The sequence below is a fragment of the Stenotrophomonas sp. TWI1183 genome (assembly GCF_039673115.1).
Lineage (GTDB): Bacteria > Pseudomonadota > Gammaproteobacteria > Xanthomonadales > Xanthomonadaceae > Stenotrophomonas > Stenotrophomonas maltophilia_AA.
Window position 1 is genome coordinate 313,185 of the sequence record NZ_JBDJKZ010000002.1, and the last position, 18,783, is coordinate 331,967.

Sequence of the window (18,783 nt, forward strand, 5' to 3'; positions counted from 1 at the left end):
TCAGTCGTCGATCTTGGTCAGCAAGTAGTTCGGTTCGCCGATGCGCTCGATCAGGTCCAGCTGGGTTTCCAGCCAGTCGATGTGCTCTTCCTCGGACTCGAGGATTTTCACGAACAGCTGGCGGCTGACGTAATCCCCGATCGAATCGGCATAGGCCACGGCCTCGCGCAGCGTGACCACGCCATCGCGTTCCAGGCTGAGGTCGCACTGCAGGATTTCGGCCGGGTTCTCGCCGATGCGCAGCTTGCCCAGTGCCTGGAAGTTCGGCAGGCCTTCGAGGAAGAGGATGCGATCGGACAGGATGTCCGCATGCTTCATCTCTTCGATCGATTCCTTGTACTCGTGATCGGCGAGTTCCTTCAGGCCCCAGTTCTTCAGCATCTTGGCGTGCAGGAAGTACTGGTTGATCGCGGTCAGCTCGTTGTAGAGGACCTTGTTGAGGAATTCGATGACTTTGGCGTCGCCCTTCATGAGCGTGCTCCTGCTGCGTGGAATCGCGGGCACTGTAGCGCGTCGCGCGCAGGCATGAAGGAACGCGAATCGTGCTCAGTTGCGCCCCGCAGCCGAGCACGGAGCGCGAAGCGATCTCAGGCGGCTTGCAGGCCCAGGACGGGCAGCGGCAGATCGTGGGTGGCGCTGAATTTGGCCAGCAGGTCCGCCGCCATGTCCAGGCAGGACCCGCAGGTGGCGCCGCAACCGGTGCGCATCGTCAGCTCGGACACGCTCACGACACCGCTATGCGCGGCTTCGCGGATCTGGTGGTCGGTCACCCCGTTGCAGATGCAGACGTACACGTGCGGACTCGGCAGGCAGGCCCGGATTGGCCTGCTGCTATTCCAATGGAAACGCGAATGGTTGTCAATTTCGAACCTGAATCATTCTCGATACGGTTCAGAGCCGCCGGAGATCGCTCAGACCGCGCCCGGCTCGCCCTTGGCCTTGCTGCGCGGCCAGTACCCGCCACCCCGCTTGGGCGTGGTGCGCTTGCGGGGCCGGTCGTGACCGGCGGCGTTGCCCGGCATCCAGGCCTCCTGCGCGGACTTGGGCATCGATTCCACCCCCGTCCCGGCCACCCCCCGCGCCAGCGGCGCCAGATGGCGCAGGGCGCGCGCGTAGACGCCCCGCTTGAACATCACCACATGTTCCACCGGGTACCAGAAATCGACCCAGCGCCACTGGTCGAACTCGGGGCTGTCGGTATGGTCCAGGGTGACGTGGGATTCGTCCCCGGCCAGCCGGAGCAGGAACCACACCTGCTTCTGGCCGATACAGACCTGCCGTTCATTGCGGCGGATGGCCCGTGCCGGCAGCCGATAGCGAAGCCAACCCGGCGTCGCCCCGAGCACTTCAACGTGCTCCGGCAACAACCCGGTTTCTTCCTGCAACTCACGATACATGGCTTCGACAGGCGTCTCGTCGGTGTTCATGCCGCCCTGCGGGAACTGCCAGCCATCCCGGCGCACACGTCGTGCCCAGAAAACCTGCCCATCCTGCCGCATCAGCACAATACCGACGTTCGGTCGATAGCCGTCCGGATCGATCACGATGCGGACTCCTAGAAAAATCTACTGATCGGGACTGTGCCACGCCCGCTGCCCACTCACAAGCGCGGTGAAAAAGTGTTGACAGATTCCGAAGACATCTCCAGAATTACCGGCTCCCTGAGGCTATGTAGCTCAGCCGGTTAGAGCACAGCACTCATAATGCTGGGGTCGGTGGTTCGAGTCCACCCATAGCCACCAAGTCCGCTTGGTTTTTCAGGGAGAAAGTGCAATAATTGCACGCACATTTTGCCCCGTCGCCAAGCGGTAAGGCACCTGACTCTGACTCAGGCATTCGGTGGTTCGAATCCATCCGGGGCAGCCAAACAAACAGAAAAGGCCGATCGAAAGATCGGCCTTTTCTGTTTGTTTGGGCGTTTGTCCGGGCGCATCGCGCCCGGACCCCACCCCTTGCGCAGCAAGGTGTGGGCGCCCACCCGCCCCTGCCACATCCCCGCGCCGGACGGCGCGCCCCCGTGTACTCCAAGGGGGCTGTTTCACCAGAGAGAGGACGGCCAGCCGACACCCCGCCCATGCCCGGCCGCGAGAGTAGCCGAACAGCGGTCGGCACTACCGCCCCTATGAAACAGCGGCGAGCGCAGCAGTGCCGCCGGAAGCATCGCCATCCCTCGCTGCATCCACCTGACAACCAAGCGATCTGCGGGGACGAAACCCACCCCCCGGAAACGACAAAAGCCCGGCCGAAGCCGGGCTTTTGCGTACCTCCCAGCGGGATCCCGAAGGATCCCACGCCAGGCGCGATGGATCAGCGCTTGGAGAACTGGGTGGCGCGACGTGCCTTGTGCAGGCCGACCTTCTTACGCTCGACTTCACGGGCGTCACGGGTCATGAAGCCAGCCTTGCGCAGCTCGGACTTCAGGGTTTCGTCGTATTCGATCAGCGCGCGGGCGATGCCCAGACGGATCGCACCGGCCTGACCCGTGGTACCACCGCCAGCGGCGGTGACCATGATGTCGAAGGTTTCGGTGTTCTTGGTCAGTTCCAGCGGCTGACGCACGATCATGCGCGCAGTCTCACGGCCAAAGAACTCGTCCAGCGGACGGCCATTGACGGTGATGTTGCCGGCGCCCTTGCGCAGGAACACGCGGGCGGTGGAGGACTTGCGGCGGCCGGTGCCGTAGTTTTGCGTGATAGCCATGATTAGATATCCAGAACCTGAGGCTGCTGAGCGGCGTGCGGGTGCTCGGAACCCGAGTACACCTTGAGCTTGCGGTACATGGCGCGGCCGAGCGGGCCCTTCGGCAGCATGCCCTTGACGGCGGTCTCGATGACACGCTCCGGATGGCGCTCAAGCGCCTGGGCCAGAGTTTCGGTCTTCAGGTTGCCGATGTAGCCAGTGAAACGGTGATACAGCTTGTCCTGCAGCTTGTTGCCGGTGACGACAATCTTTTCTGCATTGATGACAACCAGGTAATCACCGGTATCAACGTGAGGGGTGTAAACCGGCTTGTGCTTGCCGCGCAGACGGCGGGCCAGCTCGGTGGACAGACGGCCCAGCGTCTTGCCGGATGCGTCGACGAGATACCAGTCGCGCTGGACGGTCTCGGACTTTGCAGTGAAAGTGCTCATGAAAGAACTCTAGTAGGTCGGGCTCATTACGGCGCAGTACGGCCGGAACTCTGCCACGCGTTGTGAAGAGGCGGGATTGTACTGGCCATGCCCACCACATGCAAGTTGACCGGATCCCGGCTTGGCACGCCGGTCCGCGGGGGCGAGAATCGACAGTCCCCCGCCGCGACACCGCCTGCCATGACCGCGCTCCGCCAGATCACGCCGCTCGACCACCTGCTGACCGAAGCCCAGCGGGCCCTGGATACCGTGTTCGGCAACCCGCCGGCCAGCCGCCCCTACCCCGCCGAGGCCACCCCGGACGTGCAGATGGCCGATCCCGAGCGCCGCCACGCGGCCGGGCTGATGCGTATCAACCATGTCGGCGAGGTCTGCGCCCAGGGCCTGTACTTCGGCCAGGCTGCGGTCGCCAGGGAGCCGGAAACCCGCGCCCACCTGCTCGATGCCGCCCAGGAAGAGACCGACCACCTGGCCTGGTGCGCCCAGCGCCTGCGCGAACTGGACAGCCGCCCCAGCCTGTTCAATCCGATCTGGTATGCCGGCAGCTACACCATCGGCACCCTGGCCGGCCTGCGTGGCGACGGCTGGAACCTGGGCTTCGTGGTCGAGACCGAACGCCAGGTCGAAGCGCATCTGGATGAACACCTGGACACCCTGCCCCCGGCCGACCTGCGCAGCCGCGAGGTGATCAAGGTGATGAAGATCGACGAGGCCCGCCACGCGGACCACGCCGAGCATGCCGGCGCGCGGAAGCTGCCTGCACCGATCCCGTCGGTGATGGCGCTGGCCTCCAAGGTCATGAAGACCATCGCGTACCGGTTGTAACGGCGTATCGACCAACTTGTAACGGCGTATCGACCAACGGTCGATACCTACCGGAACGGCGCGCGCGGCATGGGTTGCGGGCCGGCTTGCCACCGGTAGCGCCCGACCGTTGGTCGGGCGACGATCAGGCAGAGACCAGCTTCAGGCCGATCACGCCGGCCACGATCAGGCCGATGCAGGCCAGCCGCGACGGCGAGGCACTGTCGCCGAACAGGGCGATGCCGAGCATCGCCACGCCGAGCGCGCCGATGCCGGTCCAGATCGCATAGGCGGTGCCGACCGGGATGGATTTCATCGCCTGGCTCATCAGGTACAGGCTGACCAGGGCGGCGGCGACGGTGGCCAGGGTGGGAAGCGGCTTGCTGAAGCCTTCGGAGTACTTCATTCCGATGGCGAAGCCGATCTCGAACAGGCCGGCGAGCAGAAGATAGATCCAGGGCATGGGGGGATTCCTTGGGTTAACAAAAGCAAAACGGCCCGGTGTCTTCACACCGGACCGTCGTCGGTAGCTGCCGTGAAACCGGGTTTTGCGCAAACACCGGTTCCACAGGGCGGGCCGTCCCGCCTGGACGAGGCCGCCCGGGCAGCGCCCGGGACGACATCGCAACGTGCCTTACTCGGCCAGATTGCGCCCATGGAACAGCTCTTCGATCTCACGGCGCAGCAGCGCCTCGATCTTCATGCGTTCCTTGAACGACAGGTTCTTGGCCTTCTCTTCGAACAGGTACTGATCCAGGTCGAAGTCCTTCAGGTGCATCTTCGTGTGGAAGATGTTTTCCTGGTAGACATTGACGTCGAACATCTCGTAACGCGACTTGATGTTCTTGGCCAGGAAGTTCTGGATCGAGTTGATCTTGTGGTCGATGTAGTGCTTCTTGCCCTTCACGTCACGGGTGAAGCCACGCACGCGGTAATCCATGATCACGATGTCCGATTCCAGACTCTCGATCAGGTAGTTCAGCGCTTTCAGCGGGGAAATCACGCCACAGGTGGCCACATCGATGTCCGCGCGGAACGTGGCGATGCCCTCCTGCGGATGGGTTTCCGGGTACGTATGGACCGTGATGTGACTCTTGTCCATGTGCGCGACCACGGCGTCGGAGATCAACTCCTTGCCGGCCTGCTTCTTGTCGATCACCGGCTCTTCCGAGATCAGGATCGTCACCGAGGCACCCTGGGGGTCGTAGTCCTGGCGGGCCACGTTCAGGATGTTCGCGCCGATGATCTCGGCAACGTCGGTCAGGATCTGAGTCAGCCTATCGGCGTTGTACTCTTCATCAATATATTCGATGTAACGCTGGCGCTCCTCTTCGGTGCGGGCGTAACAGACGTCATAGATGTTGAAGCTCAGCGCCTTGGTGAGGTTGTTGAAACCTTGCAACCTCAGGCGAGGCAACGGCTTGACCACGGCGGTCGATCCTGTGTGTGGTGGGAAAGAAGCAAGTATGGGGCAAAGTGATCGGTGGCGAAACTTGCATTGAAACGAATACCTGTGCTCGGTTTGCCCTTAACAATTCGGATCGTTAAGCTCCCGGCACATAGCCGTGAATTCTTCATGAGCAATCGGAGCGCCTCAACGTGTCAACTGTGCGCCTTGCCACAAGTCCATTGGCCCTGGATATCGCAACAATCGATCGCTTCCTGGCCCACAGCCACCGCCGCCGTTACCCCGCCCGCACGGACGTGTTCCGTCCAGGGGATCCCGCCGGCACCCTCTACTACGTGATCAGTGGCTCAGTCTCAATAATGGCTGAGGAAGATGACGATCGTGAGCTGGTGCTGGGCTACTTCGGATCGGGCGAGTTCGTCGGTGAAATGGGCCTGTTCGTCGAATCGGACCGCCGCGAGGTGATCCTGCGCACCCGTACCCCCTGCGAGCTGGCCGAGATCAGCTACGAGCGCCTGCACCAGCTGTTCCTGGGGCCGCTTTCGGCCGATGCCCCGCGCCTGCTCTATTCGATCGGCCAGCAGCTTTCCAAGCGCCTGCTCGACACCAGCAGGAAAGCCAGCCGCCTGGCCTTCCTGGATGTCACCGACCGCATCGTGCGCACCCTGCATGACCTGTCGCGCGAGCCGGAGGCGATGAGCCACCCGCAGGGCACCCAGCTGCGCGTCTCGCGCCAGGAACTGGCCCGGCTGGTCGGCTGCTCGCGTGAAATGGCCGGTCGCGTGCTGAAGAAGCTGCAGACCGACGGGCAGCTGCATGCCCGCGGCAAGACCGTCGTTCTATACGGCACCCGCTGATCGGGCCTTGGTAGTGCCGGCCGCTGGCCGGCAACCACGCAGATCCGGATCAAGCCCAAACCAACCGGGACGGCGAAGTTGCCGGCCATCCGCCGGCATTACCCCCTGAATGCCGCTAGGCTGTTGCGATGGAACTGGGTAGCGAATTCTATTGGTTCATCCTGATCGGCCTCGGCGCGCAGCTGGTCGACGGCGCGCTGGGCATGGCCTTCGGGCTGGTGTCCTCCTCGGTCCTGCTCAGCATGGGCCTGCCGCCGGCGGCGATCAGTGCCAGCATCCATACCGCTGAAGTCTTCACCACCGGGGCCTCCGGGGTCTCGCACCTGGTCGCCGGCAACGTGGACCGCCGGCTGTTCCTGCGCCTGGCCCTGCCCGGCGCGGTCGGCGGCGTGGTCGGTGCCTACGTGCTGACCCAGCTGCCCGGTGACGTGATCCGCCCCTTCATCTATATGTATCTCCTGGTGCTGGCGATCTTCATCCTGCTGCGCGCGGCCGGACGGATGCTGCCCGCCCAGGAAGTGAAGCGCGTCCCGCTGCTGGGATTCGTGGCCGGCCTGCTGGATGCCAGCGGCGGCGGCGGCTGGGGTCCGGTGGCGACCTCCACCCTGCTCGCCCGCGGCGGCCAGGCACGCACCACCATCGGCACGGTCAATGCGGCCGAGTTCGTGGTGACGCTGGCGGTATCGATCACTTTCCTGCTGACCATGGGCGTGCAGTACCTGAACATCGTGGCCGGCCTGCTGATCGGCGGCATGATGGCCGCGCCGGTGGCCGCGATCCTGGTCAAAAAGGTCAAGGAACGCTGGGTGCTGGTCGCCGTCGGCGTGCTGGTGCTCGGCATCAGCCTGTTCCAGATTGGCCACGCCATCGTGCAGTGGCGCGCAGGCTGAGCCGGACGCGACACCTTTTCAGGCCTTCCCGGGTGTTTTCAGCGCCGGATCAGACCGGATCGCCGGCCCGGTCGACACAGCCCCAGTTGAGCACCGGGGTACCCGGCGGCAGCACCTGGCGGAAGTACGCCACGCGCGAGGCCTTCGGATTGACCACGACCGGTGCGGCAGCGGCCAGCAGCAACGGCAGGTCGGCGCTGCTGTCGGAGTAGGCGACATCGATCTCGCCATAGCCGCGCTCGCGCAGCATCCGCATCTTTTCTTCGTTGTGGCAGTGACGGGTGGCGATGACCGCGCCCAGCAACGGGCCGACCTCGCTGCCGATCACCGGCACGCCCTGGTGGGCGACAAAGGCCAGGATCGCGCGGGCCAGCTCCGGCGGGGCGCCGGTGGCGACCACGACGCGGTCGCCGGCGGCACGATGCCGGGCAAACACCTCCAGCGCGACCGGCAGCAGCCGGCGGCGGATGTCGGCCTCGTGCTTGAGCACGTAGCGGTCGATGACCTTGTTGAACTCGCGCGCCCGGTGCAGGCCGAACGTGGCGATCCAGACGTAGCCGGAGATGCCGCGGCGGCGGGTCGGCAGGAACGCCACCAGCGGGCCGAGCAGCGGCGTGGCGATCAGGGCGGCCAGCAGCCGCAGCGGGTTGCGCTTGATCAGCCAGGCGAACAGATGGCTGCCGGAATCGCCGTCATACAGGGTGTGATCGAAGTCGAAGACCACCAGCGGGGCGTCGTCGCGCGGCGTTGGGTAGATCGCTGTCATGCGCTGAAGAATAGCTGACGCAGGCCCTCGCCGGGCTCTTCCACGCGCATGAAGGCCTCGCCGACCAGGAAGGCGTTGACCCCGGCCTCGCGCATCACGGTGACATCGGCCGGGCCGAGGATGCCGCTTTCGGTGACCAGCAGGCGGTCGCGCGGCACGGCCTGGCGCATGTCCAGCGTGGTCTGCAGCGATACCTCGAAGGTGCGCAGGTTGCGGTTGTTGATGCCGATCAGCGGCACCGGCACCTGGATGGCGCGCTCGAGCTCGTCGATGTCGTGCACTTCCACCAGCACGTCCATGCCCAGCTGCATGGCCAGGTCGGACAGCTCGGCCAGCTGGCGATCGTCCAGCGCAGCCACGATCAGCAGGATGCAGTCGGCGCCGAGCACGCGCGCTTCGTACACCTGGTAGGCATCGATCACGAAGTCCTTGCGCAGCACCGGCAGCGTGCAGGCTTCACGGGCCTGCTGCAGGTAGGCGTCGCTGCCCTGGAAGAAATCCACGTCGGTCAGCACCGACAGGCAGCTGGCGCCGCCGAACTCGTAGCTCACCGCGATGTCGGCCGGATGGAAGTCCGGACGGATCACGCCCTTGGACGGGCTGGCCTTCTTGATCTCGGCGATCACGGCCGGGTTGCCGGCGGCGATCGAGGCACGCAGCGCATCGGCGAAGCCACGCACCGGCGGGGCCTGCTCCACGCGCGCGATCAGCGCCTCCAGCGGCACCTGGGCACGGCGTGCGGCGACTTCTTCGGCCTTGCGGGCCAGGATGGTATCGAGGATGTCGCTCATGTCATTGGGGTCCTGGAGACCGGCCATTATCGGCCAGCCCCGCTGAATTCAGAAAACGCGGGCTCAGACGGCCCCGCGGATACGGCGGGTGGCGGCCACGTACTGCTCCATCCGCGAACGCGCACTGCCATCGGCCAGCACCGCGCGGGCGCGGGCCAGGCCATCGGCGATGGTGTCGGCGACACCGGCCACGTACAGCGCCGCGCCGGCATTCAGCGCCACGATGTCCAGCGCGGGGCCGGGCTGGTTGTCGAGCACGCCACGCAGCATCGCGATGGATTCTTCCGGGCCGTCGACCTTGAGGTTGCGGCTGGCCGACATCGCGATGCCGAAGTCCTCCGGATGGATCTCGTACTCGCGCACCTTGCCGTCGCGCAGCTCGCCGACCAGGGTACCGGCGCCGAGCGAGATCTCGTCCATGTTGTCGCGACCCCACACCACCAGCGCGCGCTCGGCGCCGAGTTCGCGCAGCACGCGCGCCTGGATGCCGACCAGATCCGAGTGGAACACGCCCATCAGCACGTTGGTCGCACCGACCGGATTGGTCAGCGGGCCGAGGATGTTGAAGATCGTGCGCACCCCCATCTCGCGGCGCACCGGCGCGACGACCTTCATCGCCGGATGGTGCATCGGCGCGAACATGAAGCCGATGCCGGTTTCGGTGATCGCGCGTGCGACCTCGTCCGGACGCAGATCGATGACCGCGCCCAGCGCCTCGACCGCATCGGCACTGCCGGACTTGGAGGAGACACTGCGGTTGCCATGCTTGGCCACCTTGGCGCCGGCCGCGGAGACCACGAACATCGCGCAGGTGGAGATGTTGAAGGTGTGCGAACCATCCCCGCCGGTGCCGACGATATCCACCAGATGCGTCTTGTCCTCCACCGGTACCGCGAGGGCGAGCTCGCGCATCACGGTGGCGGCACCGGCGATCTCGCCGATGGTTTCCTTCTTGACCCGCAGGCCGGTCAGGATCGCGGCGGTCATCACCGGCGACACTTCACCGCGCATGATCTGCCGCATCAGGTCGACCATTTCGTCGAAGAAGATTTCGCGGTGCTCGATGGTGCGCTGCAGGGCTTCCTGGGGGGAGAAGGTCATGCGGGGTCCTTTGTGATGCAGGTGCGGCGCGCTCAGCGCTGCAGGAAATTCTTCAGCAGGGCGTGGCCATGCTCGGTGAGGATCGACTCGGGATGGAACTGCACGCCCTCGACCGGATGTTCGCGATGGCGCAGGCCCATGATCTCTTCGATCGAGCCGTCCTCGTTCTCGGTCCAGGCGGTCATCTCCAGGCACGCGGGAAACGTGGTCTTGTCGACCACCAGCGAGTGGTAGCGGGTGGCCTGGTAGCGGTCCGGCAGGCCGGCGAAGACGCCCTTGCCTTCATGGCGGATCGGCGAGGTCTTGCCGTGCATGATGTTGGTGGCGCGGATGACATCACCGCCGTACACCTGGCCGATGCTCTGGTGGCCCAGGCACACGCCCAGGATCGGCGTGGTCGGGCCGAGCCGACGGATCAGCTCCAGCGACACGCCCGCTTCGTTCGGCGTGCACGGGCCGGGCGAGATCACGATGCGCTCGGGCGCGAGCGCGGCGATCTCATCGACGCTCAACGCGTCATTGCGCACCACCTTCACCTCGGCGCCCAGCGTCTGCAGGTACTGCACGAGGTTGTAGGTGAAGCTGTCGTAGTTGTCGAGCATCAACAGCATGTCATTGACCCTTGTCACAGCTGCGGGTCTGGATCGCCCTGCGATCAGACACCGTGGTAATAGTCCAGATGAACCGGCCGACCCCTGTCGGCCCTTCATCACATCATTTTCCGTCCACCGGCACGGGAAGCCCCACCTCGGCAAGGTCCTTGGCATGGACCTCCGCCAGCCTGCGTCCCATGTAACGCGCAAAGCCCCATGACAGATGATGCTGGTCATAGAACGCCGGCTCTCCGTCCGCCTCCACCGCGCACCCGGCCAACGCGCTGTCCTTGCACAACAGCGCGTATTTGCTGATGTACAGGTAATCCAGCGAGTGCACTTGCGGAATCGGCGATTTCGCCTGCTCGTCCACATTGATGTAGTTGACGAACTCCGGACGTCGGCAGGCGTCGTACGTACCGTATCGGTTGTAGAGCGACGCACAATCCGTGCTGGTCTGCAGGTAGGAGCCGATCGCAACGATCCGGAGGGAGGGATTCCTCTTCTTGAGGATTTCCAGGATCTTCCACAGATCCCCGGCGACCGCATCGAACCCTTGATGGGTATTGAATACGATGACATCCAGGGCCTGGATCAGGCGATCGCTGTCCAGCACCGCGAAGCGCTTGTCGCATGCCAACTGGGAGGTCGTAGAGGAAATCGAATTCGCCCCCAATACAACCTCGCAGTCGTTCACGGTGCCGAAATTGATCAGATTGACGCGCGAATCCTTGCCATAGATCTCGTCGAATGCATTGAAGGCATCAGGCTCGTGCGAATTCCCGAACAGCAGGACCTGGGCAGGTCTGTCCATGAAACAACGCGAGGGGTCGTCCAACGTTTCGACATTGCAGGCGGCCATCAATTTCTCGAACCGCTTGGCCTTGCCAGCGTCGATTTCCGCGGCTCCCAGGGGTCGGAAAGAGCCGCTGTTCACCGGCGCCACGTCGGCATGCCTGTCCGACGCCTGGGCTGAGGATGTCGCCGAGCCTTCCCCGCCATGCAGGATGGCGCCCGGCGTGAAGTACTGATAGCGCCAGGTCATGCCGTCGGAAATGAGAAACGCAGCCCCCATGGCACAACACAGCATGGCCGCGGCCAGCGTGCGCCCCACCGGGCCTCCCCCCACGGCCGAACGGCCCGAATGACGAAAGCGGACCTCCACCAGGTAGTGCAGCGGAATCGCAGCCAGCAGTGACAGCACGGCCATGATGGCGAAACGTGTGGTCCAGTGGCTTGCGGTCATGTACTGCCCCGCGAAGACCACCACCGGCCAGTGGGTCAGGTACAAGGAGTAGCTGATCTTGCCGATCCAGACCGCGACCGGGTTGCCCAGCAGGAGCCTGGCCGCGCTCGACTCCCGGGCAGCGATCACCAACAGCGTACCGATGCAGGGGGCGATTGCGTTCACGTAGGGGAACACGTCGCCTTCTTCCAACGCCACGATCGAGTAGACGATCAGACCGATGCCGACCGCGAGCAGCCCTTCCTGCACCGCACGGGAGGACGGCAGCTTCCTGATCACATAGAAGCCCATCGCACCGATGGCGAACTCGAACACCCGGAAATGCGGCAGGAAGAACAGGTCCGATCGATACCCGATGCCCTGCCGGGTCACGGCAACGTAGTTGGCGAGGAAACTCAGCAGGCCGGCGGCAACGATGCCCCAGAACAGCCCTCGCTTTCCGAAGAACCGATGGCACAGATACAACAGTGCCGGCCAGACCAGATAGAACTGTTCTTCAACGCTGAGCGACCAGGTATGCAGCAGCGGCTTGGTCTGTGAAGCAGTGTCGAAGTACCCGCTTTCCGACCAGAACTGCAGGTTGGACAGCGAGACCGCCGATGCCACCAGCGACTTTCCATAGGCCACCAGATCCGCCGGCGTCAGGATCACCCACGCAAACGCCGAGGTCACCAGCAGCGTGGCGATCAACGCCGGCAGGATCCGCCTAACCCGGCGCGCGTAGAAGTTCCGGAAGTTGAACTCTCCGGTACTCACCATTTCCCCAATGATGATGGAGCTGATCAGGTAGCCACTGATGACAAAGAAGATATCTACGCCAACGTAGCCGCCACCCAGTCCAGGGACACCGAAATGGAACAGAAGGACGGCCATGACCGCGACACACCGGAGCCCGTCGATGTGCGGCATGTATTTGAAATCATTGGTTTTCATTGGAATCGATGATCAAGTCCATGTAGATCGAACCGGCATCAGACCACCTGCCGGGGTTTGGCACAACGCAGACGATCCTGCCTACAGCCCCTTGGCCGCCTGCGCGACCGCACGGAACAGCGCGCGCCCCTTGTTCATCGTTTCGTCCCATTCCTTGCCGGGATCGGAGTCGTAGACGATGCCGGCGCCGGCCTGCACGTGCAGGCGGCCGTCCTTGATCACCGCGGTGCGGATCGCGATCGCGGTGTCGGCATCGCCGTGCCAGCCGATGTAACCGATGCTGCCGGCGTAGACGTTGCGCTTGATCGGCTCCAGCTCGCGGATCACTTCCAGCGCGCGGATCTTCGGCGCGCCGCTGACGGTGCCGGCCGGGAACGTCGCGCGCAGCACGTCGGCATAGCTCAGGCCCGGCTGCAGCTGCCCGGTGACTTCGCTGACGATGTGCATGACGTGGCTGTAACGTTCGATCACGAACTGCTCGCCCACTTGCACCGTGCCTGCCTTGGACACGCGGCCCGCATCGTTGCGGCCCAGATCGATCAGCATCAGGTGCTCGGCGCGTTCCTTGGGATCGGCCAGCAGTTCGGCTTCCAGTGCATTGTCTTCTTCCACGGTGGCGCCACGCGGGCGGGTGCCGGCGATCGGGCGTACGGTGACTTCGCCATCCTGGAGCCGCACCAGGATCTCGGGCGAGGAGCCCACGACCTGCACATCACCGGTATCGAGGAAATACATGTACGGCGAGGGATTGAGCGCACGCAGAGCGCGGTACACATCCACCGGGCGTGCCTTGAACGGCACGCTCAGGCGCTGGCTCAGCACCACCTGGAAGATGTCGCCGGCGCGGATGTATTCCTTGGATTTGTCGACCGCGGCGATGAAGCCTTCGCGGGTGAAGCCGGAGACAAAATCGTTCTCGTCCAGCACATCGCGGGTGATTGGCGCGGGGTAGCCGGCGCCGGGGGCGCGCAGCTTGGCGACCAGCGCATCCAACTTGGCCTGGGCGTCCTCCCATGCACCGGGCTGGCCCGGGTCGGCATGCACGATCAGGTACAGGCGGCCCTTGAGGTTGTCGAACACCGCCAGTTCTTCGGAGTGCAGCAGCAGGATGTCCGGTGTGCCCAGCTCATCGCGGCCACGCGGCGGTGCCAGGCGCGGTTCGATATAGCCGATGCACTCGAAACCGAACCAGCCGACGAGGCCACCGGTGAAGCCCGGCAGACCGGCCAGCTTTGGCACCGAGTGGGCGCTGCGCAGCGCCTCGACCTCGGTGAACGGGTCGGCGACCTCACGGGTTTCCACCACCGTGCCGGACTCGCTGATGCTCAGGGTATGGCCGTGGAAGGCATACACCCGGCGTGCCGGCAGGCCGATGATGGAATAGCGCCCGAAGCGTTCGCCGCCCTCGACCGATTCAAACAGATAGGTATGCGGGCCGTCGGCGAGCTTCAGATAGACCGAAAGCGGCGTGTCCAGGTCGGACAGCACTTCACGGACGACGGGGATGCGGGTGTGGCCTTCAGCGGCCTGCTGCTGGAACTGCTCGAGCGTGATCAAGACGACTTTCCTTCCGGGAAACGGCGGTGGCGGGACGGACGACGGCAACAGGCCACCATCGCCACCAACGGCGAGCGGAAGAAAGGGTATGCGGGGTCGTCAGAATGGACACCCGGCGACTGTACCGCATTGACGGCACCGGATGGAACCCGGCGCCGCCCGGCGCATCAGCCGCGTGACAGCAGCGGGCTGTCCAGCGCCACATGCAGGTTGACCCGCCCGGGCACGCAGTCGATGCGGAAATGCCGGGCCTGGACCGGCTCGCCATCCAGGTTGAGCGTCAGCGGCAGCTCGGCCTCGATCTCCACCCACGGTGACTGGACGCGCTCGGCCACCTGCTCCAGCGCGCCGCGCTTGCCGCCCTTGACCAGTGCCGCGAGGGTCGACGTCACCTCCCCGCTCAGCTCCGGAATGACCGTGACATCCAACAGTCCGTCATCGATCAGGGCCTCCGGGCACAGGACCTGCCCGCCGCCGGCCTGGCGGCCATTGCCCACGCCGAGCGCGATGAAGCCACCGGCCCACGCGAACCCCGGCGCCCGGACCTGCGCCTGGATCGGATCGATGCGCCCCAGCCGCGACACCCCGGTGACCAGATAGGCCAGCCCGCCGAGCACTTTCTTCAGGCCCTCGTCGGTCTCCACTGTCACGTCGGTGCCGAAGCCGCCACTGGCCACGTTCGCGCACCACCACACCTTGCCATCGGCATCGATGCGCAGCAGATCGACCGGGCGTGCCGGCGCGTGCGCGATCATCTCCAGCGCCGCCAGCGGTGCATCTGGAATCTCGGCCGCCGTGGCGAAATCATTGGCCGTGCCCAGCGGCAACAGCCCCAGCGAAGGCAGCGCGTCGGCGGACTCCTCGCGATGCGCCAGCGTCTCGGCCACCTCGCTGAGCGTGCCATCACCGCCGGCCGCGATGATCGTATCGACCCCGTGCGCGATCGCCTCGGCCACGTAGCGCTCGGCATCGCCCGATTCCCAGGTCACCCGCACCTCCAGCTGCACCCCCCGCTCGCGCATCGCCGCCACCGCCTCGCGCACATCCTCATTGCCGGTGGCCTTTCCGTTGAGGATCAAACGCCAATGGGGACGGCTCATGCGGTACTTCCAGGGAGTGGGGAAGCGAAGGCTAGCAGCGGACGGCGTGGCCGCCGGTGAACGTCATCAAAGCGTCACCGATCCCCCGGAGAATGGAAGGCCATAGCAGGGAAGATGGATGGAGGCAGGATCAGCCTCCCGCAGTTCCCAGGGCCGTACCAGCAATGGTGCGGTCTTTTTTTTTGAAGACGGCTCAGCCTGCGGCAAACATCCGCAGCGCCTCGCCTTCCATCCGGTACACCGTCCACTCGCTCTGCGGCTTCGCACCGGCGGCTTCGTAGAACTGGATCGCCGGTTCGTTCCAATCCAGCACCGACCATTCGAAACGGCCGCAGTTCCCGGCCACCGCGATCCGCGCGATGTGCTGCAGCAGCGCCTTGCCCGCACCACTGCCGCGATGCTCCGGACTCACGTACAGATCTTCCAGGTAGATCCCGTTGCGGCCCAGCCACGTCGAGTAGTTGTAGAAGTACACCGCATACCCGATCGCCACGCCGTCGGCCTCGCAGATCAGCGCGTGGGCCTTCGCCTCCGGCCCGAACAGGCTCGCGCGGATGCCCGCTTCGTCGGTCTGCACCGACGCCTCGGCCTTCTCGTAGATCGCCAGTTCGCGGATGAAACGCAGGATCAGCGCCGCATCGTCAGCGGTGGCCACGCGGATCGTCACGGCAGCCACCGGTCCCATGGCTCAACCCCGCGCCGCGGCGACGTTGCCGCGCATCTGCGCGATGATGTCCTGGTAGCTCGTCTTCGCATTGAAGATCGCCGAGCCGGCCACGAACGCATCCGCACCGGCCGCCGCGATCGCACCGATGTTGTCCGCCTTTACGCCACCGTCGATCTCCAGGCGGATGTCCTTGCCGCTGGCGTCGATCTTCTTGCGGATGGCGCGCACCTTGTCCAGCGCCGACGGAATGAACGCCTGGCCGCCGAAGCCCGGATTCACCGACATCACCAGCACCAGGTCCAGGTCATCGAGCACCCAGTCCAGGATGTCCACCGGCGTGGCCGGATTGAGCACCACGCCCGGCTTGCAGCCCAGCGAACGGATCAGCTGGATCGTGCGGTGCACGTGGCGGCTGGCCTCCGGATGGAAGCTGATGTAGGTCGCGCCGGCCTCGGCGAAATCCGGGATGATCCGGTCCACCGGCTCCACCATCAGGTGCACATCGATCGGCGCGGTCACGCCGTGCTTGCGCAGCGCCTGGCAGACCAGCGGGCCGATCGTCAGGTTCGGCACGTAATGGTTGTCCATCACATCGAAATGCACCCAGTCGGCGCCGGCCGCGAGCACGTTGTCCACTTCCTCGCCCAGGCGGGCGAAATCGGCGGACAGGATGGAGGGGGCAATGATGCAGTTGGACATGGCCGGGGCCTTCAGGATGTTGAAAGGGGGGCGCCGCGCGGAATCAGCGCTTGCGCAGGGTCTTGATGCGGTCGTAGGCGGCATTGAGCTGGCGCGACTTGCGCTCGGCCTGCTGGCGCAGCTCCGGCGCTGCGCCGACCACCTTGTCCGGGTGGTACTGAGACATCAACCGACGGTAGGCCAGGTCGATCTCGGCATCGGTCGCCTCGGAGGTCAGCCCCAGCTCGCGGTAGGGGTTTTCCCTGTTCAGCCGGAACCAGTCGGCATCGAAGGCATGCCCCAGCAGCAGCCCGACCACGGCCCCGAACAGCGGATTGGGCCTGAACAACAGGGCGCCAGCGATGAATCCGAGCAGTTTTCCGTACCAGCGCATGGTGGTCTGGGCAGCCGAGGCGATAAAGGATCCTCATTTTACGTCACAGCGGGCCCAACCCGCTTTACACTAGGCCGCCCGCTGTCTGTGCGGGCCCTCCGGGTCCCCTGGACAGCTGTCATGACGAAGCCTCAGGAGTGCCCGTGCCGACCACGTTGTTGCAATCCGATCTCCCCGGCCTGCCCTTGCGCCATCGCGGCAAGGTGCGTGATGTTTTCGACATTCCGCGCGACCGGCTCCCCGCCGGCACTCCGCCGGGGGACTACCTGTTGATGGTCGCGACCGACCGTCTGTCAGCCTTCGACGTGGTGCTCCCCGATCCGATTCCCGGCAAGGGCGAAATGCTCTGCCAGGTCTCGAACTTCTGGTTCGCCAAGACCGCGCACCTGATGCCCAACCACCTGACCGGCATCGATGTCGCCAGCGTGCTGCCCGAGGGCGTGGATCCGGCCCTGTACGCCAAGCGCGCCGTGGTCACCCGCAAGCTCAAGCCGGTCCCGGTCGAGGCCATCGCCCGCGGCTACCTGATCGGCAGTGGCTGGAAGGACTACCAGCGCACCGGCAAGATCAGCGGCATCGAGCTGCCCGATGGCCTGCGCCAGGCCGAACAGCTGCCCGAACCGATCTTCACCCCCTCGACCAAGGCCGCCGTCGGCGACCATGACGAGAACATCGATTTCGATGCGATGGTCAAGGCGGTCGGTGCGGACCTGGCCGAGCGCGTGCGCGACGCCACCCTGCGCATCTACGCCTTCGCGGCGGAGTATGCCCGCGAGCGCGGCATCCTCCTCGCCGACACCAAGTTCGAGTTCGGCACCGATGCCGACGGCCGTCTGTACATCATGGACGAGATGCTGACCCCGGATTCCTCGCGCTACTGGCCGGCCGACGAGTACGAGGTGGGCACCAGCCCGCCGAGCTACGACAAGCAGTTCGTCCGCGATTACCTGGAGACGCTGGACTGGGGCAAGACCGCGCCCGGCCCGAGCATCCCCGCCGAGATCATCGAGCGCACCCGCGCCAAGTACGCCGAGGCGCTGCAGCGCCTGGCCGGCATCTCGGTCGACTGATTCCCTGCGCCCCCGGCCGACGTGGCTGGGGGCGTTGCCGCGGGTAGTGGGGGGGGGCGGGCGGCCACCCCCACAACACCGCGAAGGGGCGTGTGGGGGGCCGGGCGCGCCGCCCCAACCCCTTCGTGTTCTGGGGGGGGGGGCGCCCCCGGCCCCCCCACTACCGTTGTCCGAGGAAGCGACGCAGTATGCAGACCGCCACCCAGCTTGCACGCCCGATCGACCGCTACTTCGCCAGCTATTCCGACGATCACCGCAATGTGCTGAACCAGCGCATCCACATCGTGGCCGTCCCGGCGATCCTGTGGTCGGTGATCGGCCTGCTGTGGTGCCTCCCGCCGCTGATCACCTGGTTCCAGAACGGGATCTGGGCCGGCCTGGCGATGTTCGCCGCCTGGTGTTTCTACAACCGCCTCTCGCGCACGCTGGGCTACGGCATGCTGGCGGTCTTCTTCGTCAGCGGCTGCGTGTGCCGCCTGCTGGAAGCCGAGATCGGGCTGGTGAACCTGTTCTGGCTGGCCCTGGGGGTCTTTGCCGTCGCCTGGGTCGCGCAGTTCATCGGACACAAGCACGAAGGCCGCAAGCCGAGCTTCCTGACCGATCTGGTCTATCTGCTGATCGGCCCGCTGTGGGTCCTGGCCAAGGTCTACCGCCGGATGGGTTGGCGCTACTGACCTGTTTTTCCTGAACGAGCGGGCGCGCTCACCGGCACTCCACGCCGGACCGTCCAGCATCGTCCGCAGTGGCCCTTCGAGCGTCGGTCACCGTTCATCTTCGTGCACATCCCGGCCGTCCCG

General features: G+C 65.2%; 22 protein-coding genes and 2 tRNA genes. 7 read left to right on the forward strand and 17 right to left on the reverse strand.

The features are described 5' to 3' along the window. The 3 genes from bfr to ABE434_RS03710 form a co-directional block, all read right to left on the reverse strand. Positions 1-471 carry a bacterioferritin gene (gene bfr, locus ABE434_RS03700; RefSeq protein ID WP_176987968.1) on the reverse strand — a complete coding sequence of 157 codons (471 nt, stop codon included), beginning with the start codon at positions 469-471 and terminating at the stop codon, positions 1-3. A gap of 116 nt (positions 472-587) precedes the next feature. Continuing rightward, positions 588-794 carry a (2Fe-2S)-binding protein gene (locus ABE434_RS03705; protein ID WP_346477870.1) on the reverse strand — a complete coding sequence of 69 codons (207 nt, stop codon included), beginning with the start codon at positions 792-794 and terminating at the stop codon, positions 588-590. A gap of 117 nt (positions 795-911) precedes the next feature. Beyond that, positions 912-1,544 (reverse strand): RNA pyrophosphohydrolase, encoded by a 633-nt coding sequence (locus ABE434_RS03710; protein ID WP_179459853.1) that lies wholly within the window; start codon positions 1,542-1,544, stop codon positions 912-914. Positions 1,545-1,665: 121 nt separating this feature from the next. Here ABE434_RS03710 and ABE434_RS03715 point away from each other — a divergent pair. Beyond that, positions 1,666-1,742, forward strand: a tRNA-Met gene (locus tag ABE434_RS03715). A gap of 49 nt (positions 1,743-1,791) precedes the next feature. After that, positions 1,792-1,866, forward strand: a tRNA-Gln gene (locus ABE434_RS03720). A gap of 441 nt (positions 1,867-2,307) precedes the next feature. Here ABE434_RS03720 and rpsI read toward each other — a convergent pair. Together rpsI and rplM are read right to left on the reverse strand one after the other, a co-directional pair. Beyond that, positions 2,308-2,700, reverse strand: coding sequence for a 30S ribosomal protein S9 (gene rpsI, locus ABE434_RS03725; RefSeq protein ID WP_019185318.1), 393 nt, complete (start codon positions 2,698-2,700; stop codon positions 2,308-2,310). A 2-nt stretch (positions 2,701-2,702) separates the two neighbouring features. Continuing rightward, positions 2,703-3,131, reverse strand: a complete 429-nt coding sequence (gene rplM / locus ABE434_RS03730) for a 50S ribosomal protein L13 (protein ID WP_038685795.1) — start codon at positions 3,129-3,131, stop codon at positions 2,703-2,705. Between the two features lie 180 nt (positions 3,132-3,311). On the opposite strand from rplM, the gene coq7 reads away from it, so the two are divergent. Next, positions 3,312-3,956 carry a 2-polyprenyl-3-methyl-6-methoxy-1,4-benzoquinone monooxygenase gene (gene coq7 / locus ABE434_RS03735; protein ID WP_121040609.1) on the forward strand — a complete coding sequence of 215 codons (645 nt, stop codon included), beginning with the start codon at positions 3,312-3,314 and terminating at the stop codon, positions 3,954-3,956. A 124-nt stretch (positions 3,957-4,080) separates the two neighbouring features. Here coq7 and sugE read toward each other — a convergent pair whose 3' ends face one another. Continuing rightward, complete coding sequence (gene sugE / locus ABE434_RS03740; RefSeq protein WP_176987966.1) at positions 4,081-4,398, reverse strand: quaternary ammonium compound efflux SMR transporter SugE; 318 nt, start codon at positions 4,396-4,398, stop codon at positions 4,081-4,083. Between the two features lie 171 nt (positions 4,399-4,569). Then, on the reverse strand, positions 4,570-5,364 hold the full coding sequence (speD, locus tag ABE434_RS03745) for an adenosylmethionine decarboxylase (RefSeq protein ID WP_019185315.1): 795 nt from the start codon (positions 5,362-5,364) through the stop codon (positions 4,570-4,572). A 170-nt stretch (positions 5,365-5,534) separates the two neighbouring features. Here speD and crp point away from each other — a divergent pair, with 170 nt between their 5' ends. After that, positions 5,535-6,200: a cAMP-activated global transcriptional regulator CRP gene (crp, locus tag ABE434_RS03750; RefSeq protein WP_088433580.1), complete on the forward strand. Its 666-nt coding sequence runs from the start codon at positions 5,535-5,537 to the stop codon at positions 6,198-6,200. A 128-nt stretch (positions 6,201-6,328) separates the two neighbouring features. Beyond that, the gene (locus ABE434_RS03755) at positions 6,329-7,090 is read left to right on the forward strand and encodes a sulfite exporter TauE/SafE family protein (protein ID WP_176987965.1); all 762 of its coding nucleotides are present in this window, start codon (positions 6,329-6,331) and stop codon (positions 7,088-7,090) included. A 49-nt stretch (positions 7,091-7,139) separates the two neighbouring features. Here ABE434_RS03755 and ABE434_RS03760 read toward each other — a convergent pair whose 3' ends face one another. The 10 genes from ABE434_RS03760 to ABE434_RS03805 all read right to left on the reverse strand — a co-directional run bounded on the left by ABE434_RS03760 (position 7,140) and on the right by ABE434_RS03805 (position 16,916). Beyond that, entirely contained in the window at positions 7,140-7,856 is a 717-nt protein-coding gene (locus ABE434_RS03760) for a haloacid dehalogenase-like hydrolase (protein WP_346477871.1), read from the reverse strand. Next, positions 7,853-8,647, reverse strand: a complete 795-nt coding sequence (gene trpC / locus ABE434_RS03765) for an indole-3-glycerol phosphate synthase TrpC (protein ID WP_176987963.1) — start codon at positions 8,645-8,647, stop codon at positions 7,853-7,855. The genes ABE434_RS03760 and trpC overlap by 4 nt, the downstream gene beginning before the upstream one ends. A gap of 63 nt (positions 8,648-8,710) precedes the next feature. After that, entirely contained in the window at positions 8,711-9,748 is a 1,038-nt protein-coding gene (gene trpD, locus ABE434_RS03770; RefSeq protein WP_346477872.1) for an anthranilate phosphoribosyltransferase, read from the reverse strand. Positions 9,749-9,780: 32 nt separating this feature from the next. After that, entirely contained in the window at positions 9,781-10,359 is a 579-nt protein-coding gene (locus ABE434_RS03775) for an aminodeoxychorismate/anthranilate synthase component II (protein ID WP_346477873.1), read from the reverse strand. A 103-nt stretch (positions 10,360-10,462) separates the two neighbouring features. After that, positions 10,463-12,520 (reverse strand): acyltransferase, encoded by a 2,058-nt coding sequence (locus ABE434_RS03780; protein ID WP_346477874.1) that lies wholly within the window; start codon positions 12,518-12,520, stop codon positions 10,463-10,465. A gap of 81 nt (positions 12,521-12,601) precedes the next feature. Continuing rightward, the gene (gene trpE / locus ABE434_RS03785; RefSeq protein ID WP_346477875.1) at positions 12,602-14,077 is read right to left on the reverse strand and encodes an anthranilate synthase component I; all 1,476 of its coding nucleotides are present in this window, start codon (positions 14,075-14,077) and stop codon (positions 12,602-12,604) included. A 167-nt stretch (positions 14,078-14,244) separates the two neighbouring features. After that, entirely contained in the window at positions 14,245-15,177 is a 933-nt protein-coding gene (yegS, locus tag ABE434_RS03790; protein ID WP_346477876.1) for a lipid kinase YegS, read from the reverse strand. A 193-nt stretch (positions 15,178-15,370) separates the two neighbouring features. After that, positions 15,371-15,853, reverse strand: a complete 483-nt coding sequence (locus ABE434_RS03795) for a GNAT family N-acetyltransferase (RefSeq protein ID WP_346477901.1) — start codon at positions 15,851-15,853, stop codon at positions 15,371-15,373. Positions 15,854-15,865: 12 nt separating this feature from the next. Then, positions 15,866-16,543 carry a ribulose-phosphate 3-epimerase gene (gene rpe, locus ABE434_RS03800; protein ID WP_070426117.1) on the reverse strand — a complete coding sequence of 226 codons (678 nt, stop codon included), beginning with the start codon at positions 16,541-16,543 and terminating at the stop codon, positions 15,866-15,868. Positions 16,544-16,586: 43 nt separating this feature from the next. Beyond that, a complete protein-coding gene (locus ABE434_RS03805) occupies positions 16,587-16,916 on the reverse strand; it encodes a DnaJ domain-containing protein (RefSeq protein WP_123730837.1) in 330 nt (109 codons plus the stop codon). Between the two features lie 143 nt (positions 16,917-17,059). Between ABE434_RS03805 and ABE434_RS03810 the strand changes: the two genes are divergently transcribed. Together ABE434_RS03810 and ABE434_RS03815 are read left to right on the forward strand one after the other, a co-directional pair. Next, positions 17,060-17,986: a phosphoribosylaminoimidazolesuccinocarboxamide synthase gene (locus tag ABE434_RS03810; RefSeq protein ID WP_176987958.1), complete on the forward strand. Its 927-nt coding sequence runs from the start codon at positions 17,060-17,062 to the stop codon at positions 17,984-17,986. Between the two features lie 188 nt (positions 17,987-18,174). Further along, positions 18,175-18,660, forward strand: coding sequence for an Mpo1-like protein (locus ABE434_RS03815; RefSeq protein WP_346477877.1), 486 nt, complete (start codon positions 18,175-18,177; stop codon positions 18,658-18,660). The last annotated feature ends 123 nt before the right edge of the window (positions 18,661-18,783 follow it).